At 71.0% G+C, this 18,803-nt stretch carries 19 protein-coding genes and 3 tRNA genes; 10 read left to right on the top strand and 12 right to left on the bottom strand.

The features are described from left to right. Positions 1-238 precede the first annotated feature (238 nt). The 3 genes from FB455_RS18650 (at position 239) to FB455_RS34320 (ending at position 1,988) form a co-directional block, all read left to right on the top strand. Positions 239-1,030 carry a methyltransferase domain-containing protein gene (locus FB455_RS18650; RefSeq protein ID WP_145754271.1) on the top strand — a complete coding sequence of 264 codons (792 nt, stop codon included), beginning with the start codon at positions 239-241 and terminating at the stop codon, positions 1,028-1,030. 171 nt (positions 1,031-1,201) lie between these two features. Then, a complete protein-coding gene (locus FB455_RS34325) occupies positions 1,202-1,369 on the top strand; it encodes a hypothetical protein (RefSeq protein ID WP_186466414.1) in 168 nt (55 codons plus the stop codon). Positions 1,370-1,838: 469 nt separating this feature from the next. Beyond that, the gene (locus FB455_RS34320; protein WP_186466413.1) at positions 1,839-1,988 is read left to right on the top strand and encodes a hypothetical protein; all 150 of its coding nucleotides are present in this window, start codon (positions 1,839-1,841) and stop codon (positions 1,986-1,988) included. 16 nt (positions 1,989-2,004) lie between these two features. On the opposite strand, the gene FB455_RS18645 is transcribed toward FB455_RS34320, so the two are convergent. The 5 genes from FB455_RS18645 to FB455_RS18625 all read right to left on the bottom strand — a co-directional run bounded on the left by FB455_RS18645 (position 2,005) and on the right by FB455_RS18625 (position 5,328). Beyond that, positions 2,005-2,505 carry a hypothetical protein gene (locus FB455_RS18645; protein WP_145754269.1) on the bottom strand — a complete coding sequence of 167 codons (501 nt, stop codon included), beginning with the start codon at positions 2,503-2,505 and terminating at the stop codon, positions 2,005-2,007. A gap of 811 nt (positions 2,506-3,316) precedes the next feature. After that, positions 3,317-3,664: an STAS domain-containing protein gene (locus FB455_RS18640; protein WP_145754266.1), complete on the bottom strand. Its 348-nt coding sequence runs from the start codon at positions 3,662-3,664 to the stop codon at positions 3,317-3,319. After that, positions 3,661-4,113, bottom strand: a complete 453-nt coding sequence (locus FB455_RS18635; protein ID WP_486481548.1) for an ATP-binding protein — start codon at positions 4,111-4,113, stop codon at positions 3,661-3,663. Before FB455_RS18635 ends, FB455_RS18640 begins: the two co-directional genes overlap by 4 nt. A 1,012-nt stretch (positions 4,114-5,125) precedes the next feature. Further along, positions 5,126-5,201 (bottom strand) — tRNA-Arg (locus FB455_RS18630). Positions 5,202-5,237: 36 nt separating this feature from the next. Next, a tRNA-Ser gene (locus FB455_RS18625) sits at positions 5,238-5,328 on the bottom strand. 694 nt (positions 5,329-6,022) lie between these two features. Here FB455_RS18625 and FB455_RS18615 point away from each other — a divergent pair. Then, positions 6,023-6,976, top strand: coding sequence for a hypothetical protein (locus tag FB455_RS18615; protein ID WP_145754259.1), 954 nt, complete (start codon positions 6,023-6,025; stop codon positions 6,974-6,976). Positions 6,977-7,061: 85 nt separating this feature from the next. Here FB455_RS18615 and FB455_RS18610 read toward each other — a convergent pair whose 3' ends face one another. Next, positions 7,062-7,835, bottom strand: a complete 774-nt coding sequence (locus FB455_RS18610; RefSeq protein WP_013477452.1) for a CPBP family intramembrane glutamic endopeptidase — start codon at positions 7,833-7,835, stop codon at positions 7,062-7,064. 122 nt (positions 7,836-7,957) lie between these two features. On the opposite strand from FB455_RS18610, the gene FB455_RS18605 reads away from it, so the two are divergent. Further along, positions 7,958-9,079 (top strand): globin domain-containing protein, encoded by a 1,122-nt coding sequence (locus FB455_RS18605; protein ID WP_013289241.1) that lies wholly within the window; start codon positions 7,958-7,960, stop codon positions 9,077-9,079. Between the two features lie 68 nt (positions 9,080-9,147). On the opposite strand, the gene FB455_RS18600 is transcribed toward FB455_RS18605, so the two are convergent. Beyond that, positions 9,148-10,680 carry a peptide deformylase gene (locus tag FB455_RS18600; protein ID WP_013289242.1) on the bottom strand — a complete coding sequence of 511 codons (1,533 nt, stop codon included), beginning with the start codon at positions 10,678-10,680 and terminating at the stop codon, positions 9,148-9,150. Between the two features lie 321 nt (positions 10,681-11,001). Between FB455_RS18600 and FB455_RS18595 the strand changes: the two genes are divergently transcribed. Beyond that, positions 11,002-11,784 carry a hypothetical protein gene (locus FB455_RS18595; protein ID WP_013477454.1) on the top strand — a complete coding sequence of 261 codons (783 nt, stop codon included), beginning with the start codon at positions 11,002-11,004 and terminating at the stop codon, positions 11,782-11,784. A 4-nt stretch (positions 11,785-11,788) separates the two neighbouring features. Here FB455_RS18595 and FB455_RS18590 read toward each other — a convergent pair whose 3' ends face one another. Then, positions 11,789-13,567, bottom strand: coding sequence for a DUF6311 domain-containing protein (locus tag FB455_RS18590; RefSeq protein WP_145754256.1), 1,779 nt, complete (start codon positions 13,565-13,567; stop codon positions 11,789-11,791). A gap of 208 nt (positions 13,568-13,775) precedes the next feature. On the opposite strand from FB455_RS18590, the gene FB455_RS18585 reads away from it, so the two are divergent. Beyond that, positions 13,776-14,480: a class I SAM-dependent methyltransferase gene (locus tag FB455_RS18585; RefSeq protein ID WP_013289245.1), complete on the top strand. Its 705-nt coding sequence runs from the start codon at positions 13,776-13,778 to the stop codon at positions 14,478-14,480. A gap of 53 nt (positions 14,481-14,533) precedes the next feature. Here FB455_RS18585 and FB455_RS18580 read toward each other — a convergent pair whose 3' ends face one another. The 3 genes from FB455_RS18580 to FB455_RS18570 all read right to left on the bottom strand — a co-directional run bounded on the left by FB455_RS18580 (position 14,534) and on the right by FB455_RS18570 (position 16,134). Further along, the gene (locus tag FB455_RS18580) at positions 14,534-15,067 is read right to left on the bottom strand and encodes a YbhB/YbcL family Raf kinase inhibitor-like protein (protein ID WP_013477456.1); all 534 of its coding nucleotides are present in this window, start codon (positions 15,065-15,067) and stop codon (positions 14,534-14,536) included. Between the two features lie 40 nt (positions 15,068-15,107). Further along, the gene (locus FB455_RS18575) at positions 15,108-15,797 is read right to left on the bottom strand and encodes a DNA alkylation repair protein (protein WP_145754254.1); all 690 of its coding nucleotides are present in this window, start codon (positions 15,795-15,797) and stop codon (positions 15,108-15,110) included. Between the two features lie 247 nt (positions 15,798-16,044). Next, positions 16,045-16,134 (bottom strand) — tRNA-Ser (locus tag FB455_RS18570). Between the two features lie 247 nt (positions 16,135-16,381). On the opposite strand from FB455_RS18570, the gene FB455_RS18565 reads away from it, so the two are divergent. Further along, entirely contained in the window at positions 16,382-16,630 is a 249-nt protein-coding gene (locus FB455_RS18565) for a phosphotransferase (protein WP_357235832.1), read from the top strand. Positions 16,631-16,639: 9 nt separating this feature from the next. After that, positions 16,640-17,614: an NAD(P)H-quinone oxidoreductase gene (locus FB455_RS18560; RefSeq protein WP_091330564.1), complete on the top strand. Its 975-nt coding sequence runs from the start codon at positions 16,640-16,642 to the stop codon at positions 17,612-17,614. A gap of 3 nt (positions 17,615-17,617) precedes the next feature. Here the strand turns inward: FB455_RS18560 and soxR are convergent, their stop codons facing one another. Continuing rightward, positions 17,618-18,070, bottom strand: coding sequence for a redox-sensitive transcriptional activator SoxR (soxR, locus tag FB455_RS18555; protein WP_013289249.1), 453 nt, complete (start codon positions 18,068-18,070; stop codon positions 17,618-17,620). 46 nt (positions 18,071-18,116) lie between these two features. Between soxR and FB455_RS18550 the strand changes: the two genes are divergently transcribed. Next, positions 18,117-18,800, top strand: coding sequence for a transketolase (locus tag FB455_RS18550; RefSeq protein WP_013477459.1), 684 nt, complete (start codon positions 18,117-18,119; stop codon positions 18,798-18,800). The last annotated feature ends 3 nt before the right edge of the window (positions 18,801-18,803 follow it).

Raw genomic sequence — 18,803 nt, 5'->3', positions numbered from 1 at the left:
CATCCTCCCCGATGGGCTGACGTGCGCGGCGGATGGATGCACGTGTCTTATGCCCGAGGTTCTACTCACCCAGGAAGACGAACCGGCGCCTGCCTAGGCTTGCTGCACGCCGCCTGGTTCGCATTCCCCTCGCCATGATCTACATCGCCCGCGTCCTACCCAAGACCAGCGGCGCGCTCGTGGCCGCCGACCTCCTGGCGTAACCGCCAGTCGACCGAGTTGCCATACGGAGACGATCATGAGCGTGTTTCGCGGAACCGCCGGCTTCTACCGACAGTATCGGCCCGGCATCCCGCAGGACGTAGCCGACCTTTTGGACGCGGCGGTTCCCGCACGGTCGCCTCGCCGCCTGCTCGACGTGGGCACCGGCACGGGGTTGGTGGTGGAGGCGCTGCACGGCCGATTCGACGACATCATCGCGATCGACAACGACGCGGACATGCTCCACGCGGCTGAGGCCGCGCTGCGCCCACAGTTACCCGCTGGCACAGACCTCCTCTTGCAACAGGTGACAGCGGAGGAGTTCACACCGCCACCGGGATGGCAAGCCGACTTGGTGACGATCTGTCGAGCCTTCCACTGGCTCGACCAAGCAGCTGTCCTAGCCCGCCTCGATACCCAGGTCAGCCCCGACGGAGCCGTCGCGATCTTTGGCGACAACAGCTTTTGGACAGCCACAAGTCCGTGGAAGGCCGCCGTCCGCTCGGTCATCCAGAACTTCCTTGGTGAGCAACGTCGAGCCGGAGCCAGCACGTTTCAGCAACACAATCGGCCCTACAGCGACATTTTGCGAGAGTCGCCGTTTCGGCAGGTTGAGGAGCTCACCGTTGCAGTCATCCGTACCTGGACAGCCGACAGCATTCTGGGTTACCTGTACTCCACCTCGTTCGCCGCTCCCCACCTGTTCGGCGACCGCATCGACGAGTTTGACCAGACCGTCCGCGCGTCTCTCACGCAGTTCAGTGCCACCGACACATTCGAAGAGGACAACGAGTTCCTCATCCGGATCGGCCGGAGGAGTCGCGCATGAAACGCCAGTACGGGTCTTTGCTGGCTCCCGAGCCAGCCCCACAGCTGACTGAGGACTCCATCCTGTGCCTGCCACTCGGTCGAACACCACCGCCGGCCCCGGCGCCCGACTCGCGGGCATTCGGGATGCCGGGTCTTGCGCTGCGCGTTAAGCGGCTTCTACGGTTGGCGGATGCTGCTGCTGGCGTGTCTGGCCGTCGTGGTGATCGGCGGCGGTCTCATCGCGTGGGCGTCCCGAGTGACAGCCGGGCTACGCCGCACGCGGCTAGAGGGCATCGCGTTCTTGGCAGGACTGGCTTTCGCGTTCGGTGGCGTTATCGCGGTAGAGGTGTGGGCCTAAGCAGCAGCTGCGCCACGTCACGCGTACCGGCCGTTGAGACGCTCAGCGGGCAGTCCAAGGGCTCGGCATCCTGGCGAATCTGGTCGGCGTGGTGGAGGCCCTCGGCCTTCAGCACCTGTGCAGGCCCTCGTCGGGTCAACCCGTGCCACCGGTCCGGGGCCGTCTTCGACCCGCCTCTGCGCGGGCCCTGTTCGACATCGAACGGGCGCGGATCGCCGCACTGGTGGCCGACTACCGGCCCTTTGGTTCCGTCCGTGAGGTCGCGGTAGGGAGTTGTCATACCGGCGCGGCGGGATGAGCTGGTGAAACCTCGCCCGACCAAACTGGGCGATCGTGATGTTGGCTCGTATCCTCGGAGGCTCGATCGTCGGACCTCGGAGGGTCGCCGCGTATGCCACCCGTTCCCGTCATCACTCGCACCGCCGGCCGCGCGCCCGATCCCGAAGCCGTCTGCGAGGTTGCCCGATGTATGCGAGCTGCGGTGGTGACCTGGCAGGTGGCTCGGTCCGGGGTCATCTTCGGAGACCGGTGGATCGCCGGCGAGGACGTCGACCTGTGCCGGGAGCACGACAAGCGGGCCCTCCGGCTGACCGGCGCCGAGGACTACGTCGACGCCTGACCGTTGCGGCGCAACGTCAGGCACCGAAGCCTAAATAGTGGCCTCCGCAGCGCTTCGCGAGCGATGACAGTTGGGCGACCCGGGCATGGTGGCTGGGATCGGGTGGCAGATCGGAGAATTCGGCCGCTATCCGCCGACGGTCTGGGTGGGTCCCGTCTTCGAACGGTTGGATGCTGACTTCACCACCCAGAGCGGCCAGTGCTGCTACGCAGGCATCGACCGCCTCGACCGAAACGTCGAGATGGTAGATGGTCCGGCGAGGCATCGGCTCGGGATAGTCGCCGTAGTCCTCTGCCATCGCCCAGTGCATGCGCTGGGCAAGGTCCGCCAGTAGGGCGTTGAGTTCACCGGCCGAAGCACCTTGAGGCAGCGGTCCGCGGTCCGTTAGCCGACCGACCAGGCGACGCACCAGGTCCGGCGGAAGCTCGCCGGCCAGCAGATAGCCATGCACGACGACGAGCACACCGAAGATCGCCTCAAGGTCACGTCTTGGTAGTGCCCGGGTTCGCGGCTCCACCCGCATCATGCTACTGGCCTCGGAGCTCCTCATGAAGGTCGCCGCCGTTGGAGCAGGACATCCGATAGTCCGTAGATGTCAAGCCCGCGATCTCGCCGCGCCTCTGACGGTTCTCGGCTTAATGATGCACGGGTGCGACAGCCCCTCGATTTCAATGAATCGTCGCAGGCGTTCGTGCCACCGCAGCCACAGAGGGCCGGGGTGCCGTACTCGGCGAGCCGTCCTGCGCCCGTGCGGCGCGTCTCAGCGCTCATCACATGCGGCTGGTCTCTCCAGCCCTGATCCTGATGCTCGTACATGTAGCAGTAGTCGCATCTAATGTTGCACCGCGACGCGACCTTGACCAGGAATGACGTGAACCGGATCGGCTGACCGTTACCCACCAGCAACTCGCGCTCTGTCAAGTTGTCCGTGGTGGCTTGATCAGCCTACTTTTCAGGATCGGTTGTGCCGGTGGCGCATTCGCCCATAGCTTGTGATCTCCTGATCCTCCTAGTTGGCCATTCTCTGGTGGAGGCGGGCGAGGGCCGGGTGCTCGGGCCGGTGCTCACGCAATTCCTCGGCCAAATCTCCCTGCGGGGCAACGGATGTGGCGGTCTCAGGAGCCATCGCGTCCCTCGCAATCCTATTCTCGACAGTGCGGGAACGGTGGACGGCACCATGGTGCCCGACCGGGGCGTTCGACCGGAAGGGCCAGGTCAACACGATCATGGAGGGTTATCGCATCTTGAAGATCACCGAAGGTGTGCCTTGGGCGTTAACCGCATCCGGCACGGGCGTCGAGGTCACCGCCACTCGGGGCGAGACGGCTTCATCGGCCAGCGCCGGGATCGCCCTGGTCGTCCTCGGCAGACAGGGTGTCCAGTACGCCGGTGATCTCGAGAGTGCGGCGGACGCGGCCGGTGGGGTTGACCAGAACGAGTCGGCGGCCGGCTGCCCTGGCCGTGTTCCGGGCGGTGATCAGGGCGCTGATGACGGTCGAGTCGATGAACTCCACCGCCTGGACGTCGACCTCGACCAGGTCAGCGATGTTGATCGTCTCCTCGAGGAGGCTCAGCAGTCCGGCGGCAGCGTTGACGTCGATCTCCCCGGACAGCGTGACGACACGGCGATCGTGCTCGACGCGCACCGTGTGCTGCCATGTGGGGGTGGGCATCATCGCTCGCCGTCCTCCGCTCGCTCCCTGAGGTAAGCCTCGCTCGCCTCGTCACCTGCCACCGGGGGCATCGTCCTGCCTGCCGGCGGCGGGAGGCGAGCGGTCACCGAGGCGGTCATGCCGTCGGGCCGACGGTGCAGCGTCAACCCCCCGGTCAACTCGTCGGCCAGCCACAGCCCTCGACCCCCGGCCACATCTGCCGCCGGTAGTCGCACCGGCATGCTGCCAGCGGCGGCGCCGTGGTCACTGACCTCGCAGACCAACACGTCGTCCCGGCGGCGTAGCTCGACGTGTCCTTGGCCGCCGCCGTGGCGTACGGCGTTGGAGACCAACTCGTGCACGGCGAGAACGAAGTCGTAGCCGGCGTCCTGCGGCATCCCCACCGCGGACACCAGCGCCTCCAGCGCGTGCCGCACCTCGGTGACCGTGGCGGCGGTGAAACCCTGCGACATCAGCGCCACCTCGAAAGTGCCAGACCCCCGCGCGCCGCCATCCCACCCAGGGAGCGGCCGGTCGTCGCTCATGCTGGGCAGGGTACCCAGCCACCACAGATCCGCGACCCTTGCTCAACAGTAAATACGCGCCCCACCGACAGGCACCCCTCACCTCGACACCCCGCTCAACAACGGCGGGCGGCGCCATGTAACGGCGGCACCGGGCGCAGCGCCAGATGGTGGGAGGCCGGGGTGCGCGGCCTGCCCGGCCCGGGCGGAACTCCCCGCGCCCCCTCGGATCCCGGAGTCCGCCCGGGCCCCTACGACCCAACCCGAAACCCGGAGAAGGCCATGGCCACGCCCCCCGCCCAATCCACTCCGCCCGAATGGCCGCCGCCCGCCGGCAGCCACCCATCGACCCCACCGCCAGTCTGGCACCTGCCGTACCCCCAGGCCCAGGCCGCGCCGCCGGGGTCCGGCCAGTGGTGGCCCTATGCCATGTTCGGCGGAATCACGCTCCTCATCGGCTGCCTCGCCCTGATCGTCGTCGCCGCAAGCAGGTGAAACAAGGCCCGGCCCGCGTGATGCTGGCTCGCCCCACGCCTGGCAGGTTGGGACCTCACGCAGCGATGTGCGGCGTACCTACGCATCGTTGAGGAGTTCGATGCCCGTTTCAGAACACCAGGGACCGCCCCCGCCGTGCCGCACCGTCGCCTCTGTCGCACGAGGCTGCCGCGGCGGGCCGACGGCCTGGACGGCATCCCAGCCGCAGCTACAGCAAGCACCGCCGCTCGGGCCACCGGTCAGAAGCAGCGCCCCCGCCCCCCGCTGCGGCCCACCCGGCCCGCCCGGGCCCACCGACACGAACCCGCCCGCCCCGAACCATCTCGGCACGGACCAGCACACACACCCGCCGAAACAGAGGAGCACCAACGGAGCACCGCCGTCCCACAAGACGGGAAAAACGAGCCCGAAAACGGGAAACGAAAAGGCCGCGGCCTGCGTTTCCGCTGGTCACGGCCTTGATCGTTGGTGCGCCCGAAGGGACTCGAACCCCTAACCTTCTGATCCGTAGTCAGATGCTCTATCCGTTGAGCTACGGGCGCCTGGTGCTCGGCCAGTCTACACAACCGGCTTTCGCGCGGAGACTCCGGGATTCGAACCCGGGAGGGGCTTTAAGACCCCAACCGCATTAGCAGTGCGGCGCCATAGACCAGACTAGGCGAAGTCTCCCTGGTGACCCACGAGGTCACCGCGCCCGAGGATACAGGTCCGTACCCGCCCGGGGCAAAGCGACTATCGGACCGGCCGCCCCGACCGCGTTTTCGTCGTGTGCCAGATCACGCCCACGGCTACGCTCCATCGATATGCAGGAGCAGCCGCCGAGCGATCCGCCCCGTCGCGAGCCCGCCCCCAAGGCCCGGCGGAGCCGCTCCCCACGACCGACGTTCAACCCACCGACACCGGAGCCCGCCGCAGAGAACGCGACGAGCGACACACCGCCGCCCCGGCGTCCGCGCCGGGCGGCGCCCACTGTCGTCTTCCAGCCGCCGACGCCGGCCACCGACGCACCGTCGGCGCCGCGCCCGCGCCCGGCCGCCGACCCTTCGCCGGCCGATCCGGGTACGCCCGACGAGCACGCCGCTCCGAAGGCTTCGGTCGACGGCCCGGGTACGCCGCCGAAAGAGCAGATCGCCTCGGGGACGTTTACGACTCCCTCGGGCACGACTGCCGCAGAGCCGTCGCCGAGCGCCGGGGAGGGCACGCTCCCGGCCGATGAGAGGCCGTCACAGCAGAGCAGCAGCAAGCCACCGAGCCTCCGGCCGGGCCGGTCTCCCCACCGGCCGGGGAGGAAACACCGAAACGGGCGCGCCGCGCTCCCGCCGCCAAGAAGGCCGCCCCGGTCGCGAAGAAAGCGGCCCCAGTTGTGAAGAAGGCTGCGCCGGCGGTCAAGAAGGCCACTCGGAAGGCGTCGCCTCCGAAGCAGGAGACGGCGATCAGCACGACGGAGCCCACACCCACCGAACGGCAGCCCGACGGCACCGAGCCGGTCACGGCGGAGCGTCCCGTCACCGCACCTTCGCCCGGACGGACCCGCCGGACCACGAAGGCCACCCCGTCGGCGGCGATGGCGATCCCGGCAACGGCGAGTCCAGCCGCCGCCGACACCACGACACCCCGCGCCGAGCAGTCCGACGAGCCGACGCACGGCACGGTCGTCGAGCGGGCACCCGCACAACCCGACGTCACGCGTACCCCGATGGAGGGCTGGCGGGCGGTGGTGCCGCAGCTGCGCGACCACCCCGGGTTCGCGCCGGAGCTGCTGGCCCTGGCGGCGGTCGACGCGCTCGGGCCGCGGGCCGCGGCCTGGGTGGAGCAGGTCCGGCGGGCCTACCCGGAGGCGGACGCCGACGGGGTGGCTCGGCTGGCGACGCGGCGGTTCGTGCGGATGGCCGGTACGGGTGGGGCGCTCGCGGCGGGCGCCGGGCTGTTCGCGCCGGTCGCGGAGCTGGCGACGGTGCTGTGGACGCAGGCGAACCTGGTGCTGCATCTGGCAGCGGCGTACGGGCGGGATCCGGCGCATCCGGATCGGGCCGCCGAGCTGCTGGTGCTCACGTTGGTGCACCCGGACGACGGCACCGCGCGGGCGGCGCTGGCGGCGGCTCGGGCGGCTGATGCTCCGGCGGAGGGTCCGTGGGGGCGCGTGGTGGAGGCGGCCTGGCGGCTGGCGACGCCGGTGGCCGCGCAGGCGGGTGGCTGGCTCGGGCTGCGGTTGGCCGCCCGGTTGCTGCCGGGCGCGGCGGCGCTGGCGGCCGCGACCGGCGGTACGGCGACGGCCGAGCGGGTGGCCGCGCGGGCGGTCGCCCGGTATCGGGCGTGATCGACACCAGTTCGGCGAGCCGGCGCGGTCAGGCGGGCCCGATGCCGCCACTTCCCCGACCTGGCGGCGGACGGAACGCGTGCGGTCAGAGCCAGTCGAACCAGGACTTCGGCAGCATCGCGTAGCCGACGAACGCGAAGATGTCGAGCAGCGTGTGCGCGACGATCAGCGGGGCGACCCGGCGGGTACGCAGGTAGAACAGCCCGAAGATCACGCCCATGACGGCGTTGCCGACGAACGCGCCGAAGCCCTGGTAGAGGTGGTACGAGCCGCGCAGCAGCGCGCTCGTGGCGAGCACCGCGCCGATCCGCCAGTTGAGCTGCCGCAGCCGGGTGATCAGGTAGCCGACCACGATCACCTCCTCCAGCACGGCGTTCTGCACGGCGGCGAGGATCAGCACCGGCACCGTCCACCAGAGGTCCGGCAGCGCGGCCGGGACCAGCGTGGCGTTGAGCCCGAGCTGCGCCGCCGCCCAGAACAGCGCCAGCCCGGGCAGGCCGATGAGCGCGGTCAGGCCCGCGCCCCGGGCCAGGTCGGAGGCGGGCCGGCGGAAGTCGACGCCGAGCGTCCGTGCCGGGTCGCCGGGGTCGCGCGCCAGCAGGTGTACGGCGAGCAGTACCGGCAGCAGCGCGAAGACGATCCCGAGCAGCTGGTACGTGAGGTCGAGGTACGGCCGGGCCGACGCGGAGGTGTTCAGCGCTGCGGTCTGCTTGGACAGCCCACCGGTCGCGGTCAGCTTCGCGATGAGCGAGACGAGCGCGTACACGGCCGACTGGCCGAGGGACAGACCGAGCACGAGCAGCGTCTCGGTGCCCAGCATCCGGCGGGAGACCGGACGGGCCAGCTCGTCAACCGTCACCGGACCATGAAAGCACTTCGGCGACCGGGCCGGACGGTCGCACAGCCTGTGCGACCGGCGTACACGCTCCGTGGACATTCTATGCGGGCCGATCCGCCCGTACGGAGAAGGAGCGTGCCCCTGTGGAGAACTTCGCGCGGCTGCTGAAGGAGAGCTGGACCCTGGTCGAGGAGCACCGGGAGCGGCTCAGCGGTCACTTCTACGCCCGGCTGTTCCTCCTCGACCCGGAGCTGCGCAAGCTCTTCCCGGTGCAGATGAACGGCCAGGGGGACCGCATCCTGGAGGCCATCGTCACGGCCACCCAGACGGTGGGCGACCCGGAGAGCTTCGACGAGTACCTGCGCGCGCTGGGCCGCGACCACCGCAAGTACCACGTGTCGGCCGAGCACTACGCGACGATGGGCGTCGCGCTGCTCGACGCGCTGCGCAGCACCGCCGGGGACGGCTGGAACCTGGAGTACGACCAGGCGTGGCGGGAGGCGTACGCCGGCATCAGCGAGCGGATGCTGGCCGGCGCGGAGGCGGACGAGAACCCGCCGTACTGGCACGCCGAGGTGCTGACCCACGAGCGGCACGGCCCGGACACGGCGGTGCTGACCGTCCGCGCGCTCCAGGATCCGCTGCCGTGGCGGGCCGGCCAGTACGTGAGCGTGGAGGTGCCGCGCTACCACCCGCGGGTGTGGCGGACGTACTCGGTGGCGAACGCGCCGAACGAGGAGAACGTGCTGGAGTTCCACGTCCGGACGCCACCGGGCGCGGCCGGTTGGGTGTCCGGCGCGCTGGTGCGCCGTACCAAGCCGGGTGACCTGCTGCGGGTGGCCGCGCCGATGGGTTCGATGACGCTGGACCCGGAGTCCACCCGGGACGTCCTCTGCGTGGCCGGCGGGGTCGGCCTGGCGCCGATCAAGGCGCTCGTGGAGGAGCTGACCCGGGTCAACCGGACCCGCTGGGTGCACGTCTTCTACGGCGCGCGCCGCCCGGACGAGCTGTACGGGCTGCCCGGCCTGGAGGACCTCGTCGCGTCCCACCCGTGGTTGTCGGTGACGCCGGCGTGCAGCGAGGACCCGGACTTCGGCGGCGAACTCGGTGACGTCTCCGAGGTGGTCACCCGGTACGGCCCGTGGACCACGCACGACTGCTACGTCTCCGGCTCGGCCGCCATGGTCCGGGCCACCCTGCGGGCGCTCGCCGCCGACGACGTCCCGCCCGACCACATCCGGTACGACACGTTCGGCAACCTCTGAACCTTGCTCCCCCCGAGCCGGGTCGCGTGCCCCCGCCCCCTGGGGCACGCGACCCGGCCCCCCGTTTCTCAGTAACGCCAGGGGGTGCCGGTCTCGCGGTACTCCTCCACAGGCACGAGCGGCACGCCGGGTGCCATCCGGTCGACGTAGAGCCGCCCCTCCAGGTGGTCGATCTCGTGTGCGACCAGCCGCGCCATCGCGTACTCGTAGGACGTGATCACCCGGCTGCCGTCCCACAGGGCGTGCTCAACGTCGATGCGCAGCGGCCGGGGCACCAGGCCGCGGTGGTCGAAGAAGGACAGGCAGCCCTCGTACTGCTCGTCGGTCTCGGTGGCGGCGTCCACCACCCGGGGGTTGAGCAGCACCACCGGGTCGGCCGCCCGGTCGGCCGGGCGCACGAGCGCCGCTGACCAGCCGATGCCGAGCTGGGGCGCGGCGAGGCCGACGCCCTTGCTGAACGGGTGCAGCTCGTCCAGGCGGACCAGCATCGCGGCGAGCCGGTCGATCACCTGCCGGGCGTGCTGTTCGTCGGCCGGCAGGTCGAACTGGCGGGCCCGCTGCCGCAGCAGGTCGTCGCCGCGCTGCACGATGCCCACTGCGCGCATCCGGTCGCTGGCCCGTACCCGGGCGCCGCCGGTGGGCGCGCTGTCCGGTTCGGCGTCCGGCTCGGGGCTGCGGAACCGCCACTGCATCCGGTAGCGGGCGTTCAGCGGCGGGTCGTCGGTCCCCCAGTCGAAGACCACCCGGCCGCCGTCCGCCGAACGCTGGATCGGGGTACGCAGCGGCCCCTCCTCCGCCGACAGCGAGGTCTCCGCGCCCCACACCTTCGGGTCGAGGTCCGCGGGCAGGTCGAGCCGCACCGCCAGGTGCCGGGTGGGCAGGCGTACGGCCCGCTGGAACCAGGGGCCCCACTTGTCCCGGCCGACGCGGTACGCGTACTCGATGGTGACCCGGTCGCCGGGGTAGAGCGGGAAGCGTCCCTCGTCGTTCTCGAACAGCAGCCAGATCTCCTTGAACGCGTCCCGGTCGTGTTTGGCCCGCCAGTGCATCGGCTCGCGTCCGTTGCCGTCGTCCCGGTACGCGGTGAGCTGCAGCTCGGCGAAGGTCAGCGGGTGTTCCCGGTGGTGCCGGTTGGAGCGGCCCGGGTCGTTGGGGTAGCGGTCGACGGCGACCCGGACCAGGTAGCGGGTGACCGGTTCGGTGCCCGCGTTGTACAGCTCCCGCCGGATCGCGCAGTGGTAGCCGTCCCCGGTGTGGGTGAGCGTGGCCATCTCCCGTTCCACCACGAGGCCGGTCCCCGGGGGCAGCCACTGGCCGGGCACGGGTGGGTCGCGGTGCGCGGTGCCGGTCCGGCCGTGCCGCAGCTCGTCGTACTCCCGGAAGCGCTGCCAGATCGCGCCGCTGGCCTCCAGGACGGCCTCGGCCCGGCGGGCGAAGTCCTCGGTGGGCCGGTGCCGGCGCCCTTCGACGTGACTGACGTAGGACGGGTCGAAGCCCATCATCGTGGCCAGTTGCTTCTTGGACAGCCCTCGGCCGGTCCGGTGCCGGGCGAGTTCGGCCGCGAACGAGTCCGCGGCACGCTCGATCGGTGAGGTCGTCATCAGCTTCCTCGTACGCGGGAAGACCATTTTCACGTTGAGTGGCCGAACGTGTACGGAAACTGCCTCGTATTCGACACTCACCTTGACTTTTCAGCGGCGTACGTCGATCCTTACGCCGTCTGCCGCCGGTTCTCCGGCGGCGTTTTTCGTCTCCGAGGCCGGGTAGTACGCCACGGCCGTGGAGTGACGGGGACCTCCCCGCGATACCGCGGCACCACTTCCCCTCCCGCCGGGAGGGTGGTTAGGCTAGCCTTAGCTTGGGTCGACGGCACGCGCCGACCGCAGGGCGACAGGACAGGGGACGGCCAGGTGACTGCGGTGATGCCGGGGCGCGACGCCGCCACCCCGCTCGCCCCTGTGACAGCGACCCTGCGCGCCATGTTCGGCACCGACGACCTGCCCGGGCTCGCACCCGGCCTGCTGGTCCACGACGAGCTGGACCGCTGGTCCCCGGCCACCCGGCTGATCGACGGCACGCTGCTGTCCGAGTTCCTGACCGCCGCCGGCCGCCGCTGGGGTGGCACCCCGCACGCGTGCGCCGCGCTGGCCTGGAAGTCCTACAGCTACTGGACCGCGCTACCCGCGGTGCTCGGCTGGGCGTCCGCCCGCCGGGTGCCGCTGCTCGACCCGGCCGACGTGCTCGTGCACTTCGAGGACCACCACCAGCTCCTCACCTTGGGACTGCGTGCCTCCACCCCGGTGGCGGTGCTGCCGAGCGACCCGCTGGCCCTCGCCGGCGCTCCGGGCGTACGGGTGGTGACGGACGAGGCGGCGCTGCTCGGCGCGCTGCGCGCGTCCCTGCTCGACGCCCACTTCGCCCCGCTGATCGGCGCCATCCAGGGCGAGGTCCGGATCGGCACCCGTACGCTGCTCGGCTCGGTGGCCTCCGGCATCGCCCACGGCATCCTGCGCGCGTCGGACGCGCTGCCCGGCTCGGCCACGGCGGCCGTCGGCACGCTGCTCGACGCGCTCGACCTGAGCGACCTTGTCGAACTGGTGCCCGGCCCGGCCGGCGAGCCGACTGTGCAGCGGCGCACCTGCTGCCTGGCGTTCACGCTGCCCCGGCCCAAGGTGTGCCAGGGCTGCTGCGTCCGCCAGGGCTGACCGCTCACTCGACCAGCGGCCGGACGTCCCACAACCACACCCCGCCGGTACGCCTCGGCGTGATCCCGCTCAGCTCCGTCATCGCCCGGCGCAGCGCGTCGGCCTGCGGCAGCCGGGGGTCGAGGATCACCGCGCCGGCCCGCCAGTAGCGCAGGTCGTCCACGGCGGCCACCCGGTCCTGCGGCGTGATCGGCGGGACCGCGTCGGTGCGCCGTACCGTCTCGAAGAACGTGCTGGTGGGACGCGGCGGCGCGGTGAAGAGGGCGATCCGGTCCCCGCCCGGGCGGGTGTCCGGATAGAGGAAGTAGCCGCGGGCCAGCGGCATGTCCAGCCGGGTCTCGGCGGACCAGCGCAGCGGGACCGCGTACGTGGTGTCGGGCAGCGGCAGCGTGACGATGCTCCGCCCGCCGGCGACGTAGGGACGCCAGGCGCCGGCGGTGACGAACGTCGGAGTCGGGTCGAGGCGCTTCGCGGGCAGCGGGGTGGGCAGGATCGGCAGCAGCGCCATGGCGAGCACTGTGACGGTGGCGAACCGGATCTGGTCGCGCGCGTCCGGGTGCCGTACGGCGAGCCGCCGGGCCCGGTCGGCACCGAACGCGAGCAGCACGCCGATGATCGGGGTGAGCGCGAGCGACCAGCGGGTGGGCACCACCGAGTGCAGGACCGGCAGGTTCTCCAGCGCGGCCCAGGGGCCGGGGATGCCGGTGTCCCGCCCGTCGTAGCGGATCTCCCGGCCGAGCGAGAAGAGCGCGAACACGAGCCCGACCGCTGCCAGCCCGAGCACCACGGCGTTGCGGCGCAGCCACCAGACCAGCGCGATCACCAGAATCACCAGCGGCCAGCCGAAGAACGCGTTCTCCTCGGTGGCGTTCTTCACGAGCGGTTCGCTGCCCCGGGCGTCGCCCGCCACCGACTCCCGTGACCAGGCCACGTACGCGGCGAGGTCGGTGGAGTAGCCCCGGATCAGCGTGGAGAGCCCGCTGTACGCGCCGGGGCCGAAGAACTGCACCCAGAGCGGGTACGCGAGCAGCGCCCCGGCGACCGCCGCTGCGACCCCGAGCCCGGCGGCGAACGGGCGGGCCGCCGAGCGCAGCGCGGGACGGCCGAGCGCCAGCGCGAGCACCACCACGCCGAGCCCGATGGCGGTCATCAGCAGGATCTCCAGGTTGAGGAACGCCTGCCAGACGATCACCAGGCCGAGCAGGACGCCGTTGCGCAGCCACCGGCCGGGTTCGGCCAGGCGCAGCGTCCGCCAGATGATCAGCGGCACCACGTACTGGCTGACGATGTTGGGGTGCGAGTTGGCGTGCGAGATCATCGCCGGCGCGAACGCGCAGAAGGCGGCACCCAGCCAGGCCGGACCGCGGGACTTCACGACAACTCGGGAGAGCAGGAAATACCAGGACACGCCGGTGGCGGCGAGCCCGAGAGTGAGGAAAATCAGAAAGGACCAGCGCGGGCCTGCCCAGAGCGTTATCGGGGTCAGCGGCAATGAAACGGATAATACGGACGTATTGGCCATGAGATTGACGACATCCGGCACATTCATCCGGTCCGAGGTGAACGGATAGGCGAAGTCAGTGACGACGCGAGCACCATGCGCCATCATCCATTCGAATTGCGCCTGATCTGTCCGATTGTCCCGGACGCCATTGCGCGGATCGACCCAGAGCCGGGCGGTGACCCAGAACGCGAGCAGCACGAAGCTGAGCACGGCGAGCGCGTCGATCCGCCTACCCTGCCCCGATTTGGCCACGCTCGCGCCGCTTTCCGGAGTAGTCATGACATTTCAGAGCGTAGTCAGGGTATGACGGGCACGTGCAATGTTCCGGGGAATCACGTACTATGTGCCGAGTTCGCCGACCGCCGAACAGGCACCCCTCCGGATCACAATTCGGCCCCCCTCCGTCCCCCGATTTCCCCCTCAGCCATCCAGATGGTTGACTCTGACGGTCCAGGCGCGGGTCAGTCATATCGTGAGGAATCGACGCATGGCAGAAATCACTGGGGATCAGCGCGTCCAGTCCGAGGTGCTCGAAGGCCTGGCGACGGCTGTCAACCACCGGCAGTGGTTCGTCGAGCTGGCGGTGCCCTACCTCGGTGACAACCCGATCGAGATCGGCAGCGGCCTCGGCGACTACGCCTCCGCCTGGGCCGCGTACGCACCCCGGATCACCGCCACCGAGGCCGACCCGGACCGGCTGATCCAGCTCAAGGAGCGGCTGTCCGACCACCCGGGCGTCGAGGTCCGGCAGATGCTGCTCCCGCACCACGAGCGCGGCGACTACAGCGCGGCCGTCTCCTACAACGTGCTGGAGCACATCGACGACCACGTGGGCGCGCTGCGCAGCATGCGGGACCTGGTCCGCCCCGGCGGCGCCGTGGTCATCATCGTGCCGGCGTTCCAGTTCGCCATGAGCCCCGCCGACATCGCCACCGGCCACGTCCGTCGCTACACGAAGAAGACGCTCGCCGCGGCGATGACCGAGGCGGGCCTCACCGTCGAGCGGATCCACTACGCCAACGCGCTCGGCCTGATCGGCTACTTCATGGCCACCAAGGTCTTCCGGCTGATGCCGAAGGAGGGCCCGATGGTGAAGGTCTACGACACCCTCGTGCTGCCAGTCACCAAGGCCGCCGAGCAGCGCGTCCGGCCGCCGTTCGGCCAGTCCGTCTTCGCCGTCGCCCGCGTGTAAGGAAGGGCCCCTTGTTAACAGACGTCTGTTAACAAGGGGCCCTTCCTTACACCTCACTCCTTGATCTGGTACGTCGGGCGGATGACCGCCCGGGCCAGGGTGTGGAAGGCCAGGTTGAAGCCGACGAAGGCCGGGCTGGCCCCGGCCGGAATGTCGAGGCGGTCCACGTCCACCGCGTGCACCGCGAACACGTACCGGTGCGGGCGGTCCCCGGCCGGCGGCGCCGCACCGCCGTAGCCGGTGTCGCCGTAGTCGTTGCGGACGCTGAACGCGCCACCCAGATCGGCCTCACGCACGCCGGTGGGCAGCTCGGTGACGGAGACCGGCACGTTCACCAGCACCCAGTGCCAGAAGCCGCTGCCGGTCGGGGCGTCCGGGTCGAAGCACGTGACCACGAAGCTCTTGGTCTCGGCCGGGAAGCCCGACCAGGACAGCTGGGGTGAGACGTTCTCGCCGCCGGTGCTGCCGTGCGCGTACCGCGCGTCCATCGGCTCGCCGTTGTGCACGTCGTCGCTGGTCAGGTCGAACGACGGCACCGTCGGCAGCAGCTCGTACGGGTCCGGGGCGATCGGTCGTTCCAGGGTCATCGAAACGGTCCTTCCGGGTACGCGAATGTCCTGCGCCCCTTCATACCCCGTTGTCCGCGCCACCGTGCTGTCGGCGCACCATCTCGTTGATCCAGACCGGCGCGTACGGCGACGTGCATCCCGGCGGCGTCGGATAGTCCTTGAGCACCCCGAGCCGCTCGCCGATCCCGATCGCGCGGTCCCGGTACGCAGGGTGCTCGATCCCGATCTGCGCCAGGCAGTGGTTCATCGCCCACTGGAGGCGCTCCGGCGCGCCCGCCATCTCCGCCTCGATCACGTCGAGCAGGCCGGCCAGGTCCAGCCCGTCCGGATTCCGCGCCACCCGCTCGGTGGTCAGCGCCCAGCCGGCGCTCGCCACCACCGGATCCCTGTCGGCCGGCCAGGCCAGGCGCAGTGGCTCGGCGTGCGGGCTCTTCTTCACCACGTAGTTCACGAGCCAGTCGTGCACCTTCGGCGTACGCGCCTCGCGCAGCATGGCGTCCAGCTCGTCCCGCCCGTACGCCTTCGGCCGGCAGATCAGCATCGCGAGCAGCCGGGCCGCGCTGTCGCCGGTCGCCCACAGCTCGCGGGCCAGCTCCTGCTGCGTCTTCAGCCGCTTCGCGACCGCCCGCAGCTTGCCCAGGTTGACCCCGTGATCGTCACCGTGGCGCTCGTTCACCGCACGGATCTTCGGATCGTCGAGCGCGGCCAGCTCGGCCGTCACCTCAGCCACAGTCGTCGTCTCCGCCACCAGGGCCTCCCGCCGTCGCCGCACTCCGCAGCCTACGACCGGCCCGACGCTCCCGCTGTTCCGCCGCCCCGCCGTTCCTCCTCGGCCGCCCTGCCGTGCCGTTCGCGGTTGCAGATCGACGGTCTGGTGCTCGGCGCCCCAGGAGAAGGGGCATCTCCTGTTATGACTTCTCCCCCCACGATGCCCCGCCAGCGGACAACGCCCGCCTTGGAGGATGGGCTGAGCTGCGTGAAGGGAGATCAGCTACTGGCGGAGGGTGTGGGATTCGAACCCACGAAGACATCGCTGCCTTACCGGTTTTCAAGACCAGCGCCATCGGCCACTAGGCGAACCCTCCCGGCACGCCCCCGAGGGGTGCGCGACCGGGGACCAGTCTGCCACGAACCCCGTACCGGGCAAGCCGCCGTCCCACCTCCCTTGCGCGAATGTGTGCGTGCGGGAGAGCCCGGCAGTGGTGCTGATCAGCGGAATCATGGCAGCCGGCAAGTCCACAGTGGCCGAATGGCTGGCGCGGCGACTGCCCCGTGCGGTGCACCTGCGCGGCGACGTGTTCCGCCGCATGATCGTCAGCGGACCTGCCGGCCATGATCGGCCGGATCCGGCACCGGCCGCTGGCCGTGGTGGTGCTCGCGCCGCGCCCCGAGGTGGTCGCCGCCCGCGAGCGGGACCGGTCGAAGAAGGGGTACGGCGACTGGCCGGTGGCGGACCTGGACGCCGGGCTCCGCGCCGACACCCCCCGGATCGGGCTCTGGCTGGACTCCTCCGGCCAGACCCCGGAGGAGACGGTGACGGAGATCCTCGCCCGCGCGTGGACCGACGGGCAGATCGGGTAAGACTGAGTCATGCGCGCAGTCACGATCACGGAACCCGGCGGACCCGAGGCGCTCGTCTGGACCCACGTGCCGGATCCGGAGCCCGGTCCCGGCGAGGTGATCGTGGAGGTGCGGGCGAGCGCTGTGAACCGGGCCGACCTGTTGCAGCGGCAGGGGCACTACCCGCCGCCGCCGGGCGCGTCCGCGTACCCCGGTCTGGAGTGTTCGGGGACGGTGCGTGCGCTCGGTCCCGGCGTGACCGGCTGGTCGGTGGGCCAGGAGGTCTGCGCGCTGCTCGCCGGCGGCGGCTACGCCGAGCAGGTCGCGGTGCCGGCCGGGCAGTTGCTGCCGGTGCCGGCCGGGGTGGACCTGGTCGACGCGGCTGCGCTGCCGGAGGTGGCGTGCACGGTCTGGTCGAACGTGGTGGACCTGGCCCGGCTGGCCGAGGGGGACACGCTGCTGGTGCACGGCGGCGGCAGCGGGATCGGGACGTTCGCGATCCAGCTCGGCGTGGCGCTCGGCGCGACTGTGGTGGTGACCGCCCGCCCGGCCAAGCACGACCGGCTGCGTGAGCTGGGCGCCGCGCACACGATCGACTACCGCGAGCAGGACTTCGTCGACGAGGTACGCCGGGTCACCGACGGCCGGGGCGCCGACGTGATCCTGGACATCATGGGCGCGTCCTACCTGCCCCGGAACGTGGCGGCGCTGGCGACCGGCGGACGGCTCGTGGTGATCGGCATGCAGGGCGGGCGCAAGGGCGAACTCGACCTGGGGATGCTGCTGGCGAAGCGGGCGGCGGTGCACGCGACCGCGCTACGGTCCCGCCCGGTGGGGGGGAAGGCGGCGATCGTCCGGGGCGTACGCGAGCAGGTGTGGCCCCTGGTGGAGGCGGGCCGGATCCGGCCCGTCGTGCACGCCCGGGTGGACATGGCCGACGCCGCCGCCGCGCACCGCCTGGTGGAGACCAACGACCACCTGGGCAAGGTGCTGCTGGTCCGGTGAGGGTCAGCCCTGGCCGGGGCGCGGGAGCATGAGGCGCGGGCCGGGGCCCTCGGCGGCGAGCGAGTCCTCCGGGTTGTAGAGCGTGCAGCGCTGCAAGGACAGGCAGCCGCAGCCGATGCAGCCGTCCAGGTCGTCGCGGAGCTTGCCGAGCAGCCGGATCCGCTCGTCCAGCCGGTCCCGCCAGGCGCGGGACAGCGCGGCCCAGTCGTCGGGCGTGGGGGTACGCCCCGACGGCAGCGAGTCGAGCGCCGCCCGGATCTCCTCCAGCGACACACCCACCTGCTGGGAGATCCGGATGAACGCGACCCGGCGCAGCTCGGTACGGGCGTAGCGGCGCTGGTTGCCGCCGGTGCGGGCGGCGTGGATCAGGCCGAGCCGCTCGTAGTAGCGCAGCGCCGAGGGCGCGACGCCACTGCGGTCGGCGAGCTGCCCGATGGTCAGTGTTGCTTCGTGCATCACACGGCCTTGAGTTGAAGTTCGCTTCAAGTCCGAGGCTATCGGTATGACGACGACCACCGCCACCGACCTGGGCGCGCTCCTGGACCGGGTACGCGCCGGCCGCGAGTTCGGCGCCAACGTGTACTCGACGCTCGACGTGCTCCAGGTGCTCTACGACCGGGTGCTCCGGATCACCCCGGCCACCGTTGCCGACCCGGACCGGGACCGCTTCCTGCTCTCCAAGGGCCACGCGGTCGCCGGGTACTACGCGCTTCTCGCCGCCCGCGGTTTCCTGCCGGCCGAGTGGCTGGACGACCAGGGCGGCCCGGCGAGCCGGCTCGGCGACCACCCGGACCGGACGCTGGTGCCGGGGGTCGAGATCGGTTCCGGTTCACTGGGCCACGGGCTCGGGCTGGGCGTGGGCACCGCGCTCGGGCTGCGGGCCCAGGGCCGCACCGGCCCCCGGGTGTACGTGCTGCTCGGCGACGCCGAACTGGACGAGGGCTCCAACCACGAGGCGATCGCGTACGCGGGCGCGACCGGGCTGGGCAACCTGACAGCGATCGTGCTGGACAACCGCTCGGCCACATACGGCTGGCCGGGCGGCGCGGCGAGCCGGTTCACGGTGAACGGGTGGAGCGCCGCCACAGTCGACGGGCGCGACCACGACGCCCTGCACGCCGCCCTCACCGGGCACGACGATCACCGGCCGCACGTCGTCGTCGCGGTCGTCACGGACGGGGAGTGAGCA

Source organism: Micromonospora sp. CNZ296, from assembly GCF_007827635.1.
Note: the sequence above shows the minus strand (reverse complement) of the source record. Positions and strands in the feature narration are given on the sequence as shown.